The organism is Streptomyces phaeoluteigriseus, assembly GCF_001896135.2.
GTDB lineage: Bacteria > Actinomycetota > Actinomycetes > Streptomycetales > Streptomycetaceae > Streptomyces > Streptomyces phaeoluteigriseus.
Genome location: NZ_MPOH02000009.1, coordinates 645,017 through 652,322, shown reverse-complemented (window position 1 = coordinate 652,322; position 7,306 = coordinate 645,017). Strand labels below are relative to the sequence as shown.

The following is a 7,306-nucleotide window of genomic DNA, read 5'->3' as shown; positions in this document are numbered from 1 at the left end:
CTGGGAGCGCGACCGGCGGCACCGGGACCGGCAGCGCTGGCACCGGGGACTGGACCGGGCGGCACTGGGACCGGGACCGGCGGCGGTTGTGGCGGCGGGCCGGGCGGTGGCCAGGGGCAGCCGACGCAGCAGGGCTGACCCGGCAGGCGCGGCAACAGGGCTGACGGGCCCGGCGCGTTCATGGGGGAGGGGCGGCCACTCGCAGACGAGTGGCCGCCCCTCCCTTCGCCGTGTCGCCCGGTCCCGCGTGGCTCAGGGGTCGAGCCAGTGCCGGCGGCCGATGCTGATGAGCCGCATCTGGCGGGTCGCGAGCCGGACGACGCGGTCCAGGTCCTCGGCCGAGGCCCTGCCGGACTCCTGGGCCTCGCGGGCCTCCAGGAAGAGGGAACCGGTGACGAGCATCTGGTCGACGTAGAGGTGCGAGAGCATCAGCAGGTCGTCCTCGCTCCAGCCCTCGGCCGCGGGATCCCTGGCCAGCTCCGTCCTCACCTCCTCGGCGAACCGGCCGAGCTGGTCCCGGATCGCCTCCCGGACCGGCTGAACCCCGCCATGTCGCTCACGGGCGATGAAACGGACGTGCGCGGGGTACGCGTTGACGTGACGGGCGATCAGGTCGACGGCCCGCGCGATGCGTACGTCGCTGGATTCGGCGGTGGTCACCGTGGTCCGGATCATGGCGTGCAGGCTGCCCAGCGCCTCCTCGACCAGGGCCACGCCCAGGTCCGCGATGGAGCGGAAGTGCCGGTAGAAGGCGGTCGGGGCGACTCCGACGGCGCGGGTGACCTCGCGCAGGCCCAGGCTGCTCAGGCTCTGGTCCTCCAGCAGCCCCAACGCGGCGTCCAGGAGCGCCTGCCGGGTCTTCTGCTTCTGGGCCTGCCGGATGCCGAGGGTGTGACTCATGTCATCCAGTTAACAACTGTTCTCCGTAATTGCAAAGCCGGGCAACGGGTTAGACTTCGGAGTCAGTGAACAACTGTAACTACAACTGTTCACCGGAACGTCACGAGAGACGGACACGACAACCGTCCCGGAGGGGATTCATCCCATGCTGTTCCTCGTCGCCGCACTCCTGCTGCTCGGCGTCGTCATGGGCACCGTGGCCCACGCGCCGCTCGGCTTCAGCCTCGCCACCGCCGCCGTGATCGCCGTCTGGCTCGGCGTCTTCGCGCTGCGCGAGCGCCACGGCCGCCGCCGCCACACCTCGACCCACTGACGGAAGGAACGATCGACATGCAGCTCACCGCACCGGCCTCCAGTCGCACGGGCGTCCGCGACACCGACGGCATGGCCGTCGCGTCCTTCGTCCTCGGCCTCGTCGGCCTCCTGGTCCTCAACGTCTTCCTCGGCCCGATCGCCATCGTCCTGGCCACGGTCGCCCTCCGGCGCGGCACCGAGCGCCGGGGCCGGGCCGCGCTGGGCCTCGCCCTGGGCATCGCCGACCTCCTGGTCCTGGCCGCCTTCATGCAGGCGGACTCGACCGTCTCCTGGAGCTTCTGAGAGGGCTCGCGGGGAGGGTGGCACGGCCGGCCGCCCAGGGCGGCCCGCCACCCACCCCGGTTGCGGACGGCGTAGGGCGCGCGGCCCGGCGACCGCCCGGGGTCACCTGGTCCCGGGGCGCGAGGGCCCGCGCCGTAGAATCGGCTCACCATGGCATACCTCGACCACGCCGCGACCACCCCCATGCTTCCGGAGGCGGCAGAGGCACTCACCGCCCACCTGGGCGTCACCGGCAACGCCTCCTCCCTCCACGCGGCCGGCCGCCAGGCCGCCGAACGGTCGAGGAGGCCCGCGAGACCCTCGCGGAAGCCGTCGGCGCCCGCCCCAGCGAGGTCGTCTTCACCTCCGGCGGCACCGAGGCCGACAACCTCGCGGTGAAGGGCCTGTACTGGTCCCGCCGCGACGCCGACCCCGCCCGCACCCGCGTCCTCGCCAGCCCCGTCGAGCACCACGCCGTCCTGGACGCCGTGCACTGGCTGGGCGAGCACGAGGGCGCGACGGTCGAGTACCTCCCGGTGGACGCCCACGGCAGGGTCCACCCCGACGCACTGCGCGAGGCCGTCGCCCGCAACCCCGACGATGTGGCCCTCGCCACGGTCATGTGGGCGAACAACGAGATCGGCACGGTCATGCCGGTCCGCGAACTCGCCGACGTGGCAGCCGAATTCGGCGTGCCCGTGCACGCCGACGCCGTCCAGGCCTTCGGCCAGATCCCCGTCGACTTCGCCGCCTCCGGCCTCGCCGCCATGACCGTCTCCGGCCACAAGATCGGCGGCCCCTACGGCATCGGCGCCCTCCTCCTGGGCCGCGACCAGACCCCCGTACCCGTCCTGCACGGCGGCGGCCAGGAGCGGCACGTCCGCTCCGGCACCCTCGACGTCCCCGCGATCGCCTCCTTCGCGGTCGCCGGACGCCTCGCGGCCGAACAGCGCGAGTGGTTCGCCCGGGAGATCGGCGCCCTGCGCGACACCTTGGTCACCGCCGTCCGTACGGCCGTCCCGGACGCGATCCTGGGCGGCGACCCGGCACCGGGGGGCCGCCTCCCGGCCAACGCCCATTTCACCTTCCCGGGCTGCGAGGGCGACTCCCTGCTGCTGCTCCTGGACGCTCAGGGCATCGAGTGCTCCACCGGCTCCGCCTGCACCGCCGGAGTCGCCCAGCCCAGCCACGTCCTGCTCGCCACCGGGACCGACCCGGACCTGGCCCGCGGCACCCTCCGCTTCTCCCTCGGCCACACCTCCACCCGGGCCGACGTCGAGGCGGTCGCCAAGGCCATCGGACCGGCCGTGGAACGGGCCCGGGCGGCCGGACTCACCTGAGCGGGAGTCAGACGGTCGCCTGCGCCTCCCGCACCAGCCGCAGGTAGCGGTCCCAGTCCCAGTGTTCACCGGGGTCGGTGTGGTCCGTCCCCGGCACCTCCACGTGCCCGATGATGTGCTCGCGGTCGACGGGTATGCCGTACCGCCGGCAGATCCCGGCCGTCAGTCGCGCGGAGGCGGCGTACATCGCGGCGGTGAAGTCCTTCGGGCGGTCCACGAAGCCCTCGTGCTCTATGCCGATACTGCGCTCGTTGTACGAGCGGTTGCCCGCGTGGTACGCCACGTCCAGCTCGCGGATCATCTGTGTGATCCCGCCGTCCTTGCCGACGATGTAGTGGGCCGCCGCCCGGTGGGCCGGGTCCTGGAAGACCTGTACCGCGCTCGCCAGACTGCCCTGGGTGACATGGATGACCACCATGTCCACCCCGTAGTCGTCGGGGCGGTCCGCCCAGCGGAAGTTGCCCGTCGAGGCGGCCAGCCACCGCGCGCCACGGAAGTCGACCGCACCTTCCACCCGCGCCTTCTCCACCCCCGGCATCCGCCACCACAGCTTCGCCAGCTCGTCCCGCGCCAGCACGCCCGTGCCCACCGCGGCGGCCGCCCCGCCGACCAGCAGCGCACGCCGCCCGATGCGCCGGTCCGCGTCCTTCTTCGGCGCCCCGGATCCCACCCCTGCACTCATCTCCGCACCCATCTCCGCCCCGCCCTTCCTCGCCCCTCGAGATCCACAACGGATACTCGCGGGCCGCGGTTCCCGGCGCCCCGTACCCTGGAAGGGTTATGACTGAGACCTCGCAGCGCCCCCTCCGCGTCCTCGCCGCCATGTCCGGCGGGGTGGACTCCGCCGTCGCCGCCGCCCGTGCCGCGGAAGCCGGCCACGACGTCACCGGTGTCCACCTCGCACTCTCCGCGAACCCCCAGTCCTTCCGCACGGGCGCGCGGGGCTGTTGCACCATCGAGGACTCCCGCGACGCCCGCCGGGCCGCCGACGTCATCGGCATCCCGTTCTACGTCTGGGACCTGGCCGACCGCTTCCGCGAGGACGTCGTCGACGACTTCGTCGCGGAGTACGAGGCGGGCCGCACCCCCAACCCCTGCCTGCGCTGCAACGAGAAGATCAAGTTCGCGGCGCTCCTGGACAAGGCCCTGGCCCTCGGCTTCGACGCCGTGTGCACCGGCCACTACGCGCAAGTGATCGTCCGGGAGGACGGCAGCCGCGAGCTGCACCGCGCCTCCGACATGGCCAAGGACCAGTCGTACGTCCTCGGCGTCCTGGACGAGAGGCAGCTCGCCCACGCCCTCTTCCCGCTCGGCGACACGGTGACGACGAAGGACGAGATCCGCGCGGAGGCCGAGCGCCGCGGCCTCGCGGTCGCCAAGAAGCCCGACTCGCACGACATCTGCTTCATCGCCGACGGCGACACCCAGGGCTTCCTCGCCAAGCGGCTGGGCAAGGCGGAGGGGGACATCGTCGACGAGACCGGCGCCAGGATCGGCAGCCACGAGGGCGCGTACGGCTTCACCATCGGCCAGCGCAAGGGCCTGCGCATCGGCACCCCGGCCGCCGACGGCAAGCCGCGCTATGTCCTCGACATCTCACCGGTGAACAACACGGTGACGGTCGGCCCGGTCGAGGCGCTGGACGTGACCGCGCTCACCGCCGTCAAGCCCCGCTGGTGCGGCGTCGCCCCGGCCGGACCCGGCACCTACACCGCCCAGCTCCGCGCGCACGGCGGCGAGACCGAGGTCAGGGCCGAACTCGTCGACGGCACCCTGGAGGTCACGTTCACCGAGCCGGTCCGCGGCGTCGCCCCCGGCCAGGCGATCGTCCTGTACGACGGCACGCGCGTGGTGGGCTCGGCGACGATCGCCTCCACCACGCGCGCGAAGACCGCCGCCGTGTGACCGTCCGCCCTACGGCGTGAAGAACTCGGTGAGCACCGGCGCCAGGACGTTCGGGTCGACCATGTGGGTCTGGTCCTCCAGGAACCGGTAGGCGCCCTCGGGGACGGCCTCCGCGACCGCTCGGGCGGCCCGGCGCATCCAGTCCGGGCTGGCCGAGCCGGCCAGTGACAGGACCGGTGCGTCCAGCGAGGCCAGCCGTTCCCGGGGGACCAGGCCGTCGCCCATCACGGCGTCGTCGTAGGCCAGCGTGGGGGCGATCTTCTCCATCGCGGGCCACATGGGGGACTCGCGGGCGCTCCGGATCATCTCCTCGGCCAGGCCCGTCAGGCGCAGGAACAGTTCCACGGCGTCTCCGCGGCGGTCCCGCGCGAGGGCCTCCGTCAGGTGCTCGGTGTACGCGGCGCGTTCCTCGGCGCCACCCTCGGAGAAGTCCGCGAACGGCGTCTCGTACACCGCCACCCGGCTCACCGGCAGCCCGGCGGCCGCCGCCTCGAGGGCCAGCGCGCCGCCCGAGGAGACGCCGTAGAGGGCCGCCTCGCCGCCCGCCGCCTCGATCAGTGCCGCCAGGTCCTCGACCTCGCGCTCCACCGCGTACGGCGCCGTGTCGCCGCTCTCGCCGCGGCCCCGGCGGTCGTACCAGAAGGCGGTGAAGTGCGGGGCGAGGAGCCCGGCCAGGGGCGCCACCGTGCCGCCCGTCGACATCGCCCCGCTCACCAGGATGACCGCGGGGCCCTGCCCGGCACGGGCGTACGCCAGGGAGGTGCCGTCGCGGGAAAGGGTCTTCTTGTCCATGCCTGTGCAGACTGCCCCAGGACACGGGACTTATCGCCCTACGACACTTCCGCTTCGTAGAAGCACAGGTGGTCCTTGATCCGTTCGACGTCCGGTTTCGGGTCGGGATACGCCCACACGAGGTCGGGAGCGTCCGGCAGCGACCAGTAGGACGCCGTGCCCTTGAACGGGCAGTAGGTGTGGGTGTCGGAGGGGGTGAGGAGATCCAGGCGTACGTCCTCGGCGGGGAGGTAGTAGCGCACCGGGCAGCCGGTCTCCCTGAGGATCAGGGGCCGGTCCGTCTCGGCCAGCACCTGGTCCCCGTGGACGACCCGTACGTGCTGGGTGCCCTGCTCGATCGTGATCGTGTGTCCGTCGGCCATACCCGGACAGCGCTCTGAGGCCGCCGGTTCTTCCCGCGTACCGTGGCCGCATGCGCATCTGTGTCTTCCTCTCCGCCGCCGACCTCGACGACCGCTACACCCGCCCCGCCCGTGAGTTCGCCGAACTCCTCGGCAAGGGCGGGCACACGCTGGTGTGGGGCGGCTCCGACGTCGGGCTGATGAAGGTGGTCGCCGACGGCGTGCAGCGGGCGGGCGGCCGGCTGTGCGGGGTCTCCGTGGACTTCCTCGCGGCCAAGGCGCGGCCCGGCGCCGACGAGATGGTCATCGCGCGCGACCTCGCCGAACGAAAGCGGCTGCTCCTGGAGAAGGCCGACGCGGTGGTCATCATGGTCGGCGGTACGGGCACCCTGGACGAGGCCACCGAGATCCTGGAACTGAAGAAGCACGGCCACACCGACAAGCCCGTCGTCCTGCTCAACTCCGCCGGCTTCTACGACGGCCTCAAGGAGCAGTTCCGGCGCATGGACACCGAGGGATTCCTGCCCCGGCCACTCACCGACCTGGTGTTCTTCGCCGAGGAGCCGGTCGGGGCGCTCGCCTACCTGGAGGAGAGCCAGGGCGTCGCCTGAGCCGGCGGTGGTGCGAGCATGGCGGTATGGCTACTCATGTGATCACCGGGGCGGGCTCCGGCATCGGTGCGGCCGTCGCCCGCCGGCTCCACGCGCGCGGGGACGACATCGTGCTGCACGCGCGGGACGCGGGGCGTGCGAAGGAACTGGCGGCGGAGTTCCCGGGGGCGCGGACGCTGGTCGGCGACCTCGCGGACCCCGACAAGCTCAGCTGGGCCTTCTCGCACCAGTCGTTGCCGGAGCGGATCGACTCGCTGCTGCACATCGCCGGGGTGGTCGATCTCGGGCCCGTCGGCGAGCTGACGCCCAAGTCGTGGCGGCATCAGCTCAACGTCAACCTGATCGCTCCCGCCGAGCTGACGCGGCACTTCCTGCCGCAGCTGCGGGCGGCTCGTGGGCACGTGGTGTTCGTCAACTCCGGGGCGGGGCTGCGGGCCAGTGCGGACTGGGCGGCGTACGCGGCGTCCAAGCACGGGCTCAAGGCGTTGGCGGACGCGTTGCGCGCGGAGGAGCACGGGAACGGGGTGCGGGTGACCTCCGTGTATCCCGGGCGTACGGCCAGCCCGATGCAGGCCAGGGTTCATCAGCAGGAGGGGAAGTCCTACGACCCCGCCGAGTGGATCGATCCCGAGTCGGTCGCGACGACGATCCTCATGGCGGTCGATCTGCCGCGGGACGCGGAGGTCAACGACCTGACGGTGCGGCCGGGGCGGTAGCGGGTGCCTTTTTCGCCCCCGCCGCCCCTGCCCTGCCCGTCCCTGGGGGCTGCGCCCCCAGACCCCCTGTCGGCGCTCCGCGCCTCGTCCTCAAGCGCCGGACGGGCTGAACTGCCTGGCCGGGG

The 7,306-nt window shown here is 72.7% G+C and carries 9 protein-coding genes and 1 pseudogene; 6 read left to right on the top strand and 4 right to left on the bottom strand.

The window, feature by feature from the left end:
- Nucleotides 1-252 precede the first annotated feature (252 nt).
- Nucleotides 253-900 (bottom strand): TetR family transcriptional regulator, encoded by a 648-nt coding sequence (locus BM536_RS10605; RefSeq protein WP_073499485.1) that lies wholly within the window; start codon nt 898-900, stop codon nt 253-255.
- A 145-nt stretch (nt 901-1,045) separates the two neighbouring features.
- On the opposite strand from BM536_RS10605, the gene BM536_RS10600 reads away from it, so the two are divergent.
- The 3 genes and pseudogenes from BM536_RS10600 (at nt 1,046) to BM536_RS10590 (ending at nt 2,816) form a co-directional block, all read left to right on the top strand.
- A complete protein-coding gene (locus BM536_RS10600; protein WP_094102841.1) occupies nt 1,046-1,213 on the top strand; it encodes a hypothetical protein in 168 nt (55 codons plus the stop codon).
- A gap of 17 nt (nt 1,214-1,230) precedes the next feature.
- Nucleotides 1,231-1,497, top strand: coding sequence for a DUF4190 domain-containing protein (locus BM536_RS10595; protein ID WP_073499483.1), 267 nt, complete (start codon nt 1,231-1,233; stop codon nt 1,495-1,497).
- Nucleotides 1,498-1,647: 150 nt separating this feature from the next.
- Nucleotides 1,648-2,816: pseudogene (locus BM536_RS10590) on the top strand (cysteine desulfurase family protein).
- Nucleotides 2,817-2,823: 7 nt separating this feature from the next.
- Here BM536_RS10590 and BM536_RS10585 read toward each other — a convergent pair.
- Nucleotides 2,824-3,510, bottom strand: a complete 687-nt coding sequence (locus BM536_RS10585; protein WP_094102840.1) for an N-acetylmuramoyl-L-alanine amidase — start codon at nt 3,508-3,510, stop codon at nt 2,824-2,826.
- An 86-nt stretch (nt 3,511-3,596) separates the two neighbouring features.
- Here BM536_RS10585 and mnmA point away from each other — a divergent pair, with 86 nt between their 5' ends.
- Complete coding sequence (gene mnmA / locus BM536_RS10580; RefSeq protein WP_073499479.1) at nt 3,597-4,721, top strand: tRNA 2-thiouridine(34) synthase MnmA; 1,125 nt, start codon at nt 3,597-3,599, stop codon at nt 4,719-4,721.
- A gap of 9 nt (nt 4,722-4,730) precedes the next feature.
- On the opposite strand, the gene BM536_RS10575 is transcribed toward mnmA, so the two are convergent.
- Nucleotides 4,731-5,513, bottom strand: coding sequence for an alpha/beta fold hydrolase (locus BM536_RS10575; RefSeq protein WP_094102839.1), 783 nt, complete (start codon nt 5,511-5,513; stop codon nt 4,731-4,733).
- A gap of 38 nt (nt 5,514-5,551) precedes the next feature.
- Nucleotides 5,552-5,875 (bottom strand): DUF427 domain-containing protein, encoded by a 324-nt coding sequence (locus BM536_RS10570; RefSeq protein WP_073499478.1) that lies wholly within the window; start codon nt 5,873-5,875, stop codon nt 5,552-5,554.
- Between the two features lie 50 nt (nt 5,876-5,925).
- Between BM536_RS10570 and BM536_RS10565 the strand changes: the two genes are divergently transcribed.
- Nucleotides 5,926-6,465 (top strand): LOG family protein, encoded by a 540-nt coding sequence (locus tag BM536_RS10565; RefSeq protein WP_073499476.1) that lies wholly within the window; start codon nt 5,926-5,928, stop codon nt 6,463-6,465.
- A 26-nt stretch (nt 6,466-6,491) separates the two neighbouring features.
- Nucleotides 6,492-7,181 carry an SDR family oxidoreductase gene (locus BM536_RS10560; protein ID WP_073499474.1) on the top strand — a complete coding sequence of 230 codons (690 nt, stop codon included), beginning with the start codon at nt 6,492-6,494 and terminating at the stop codon, nt 7,179-7,181.
- Nucleotides 7,182-7,306: the final 125 nt, after the last annotated feature.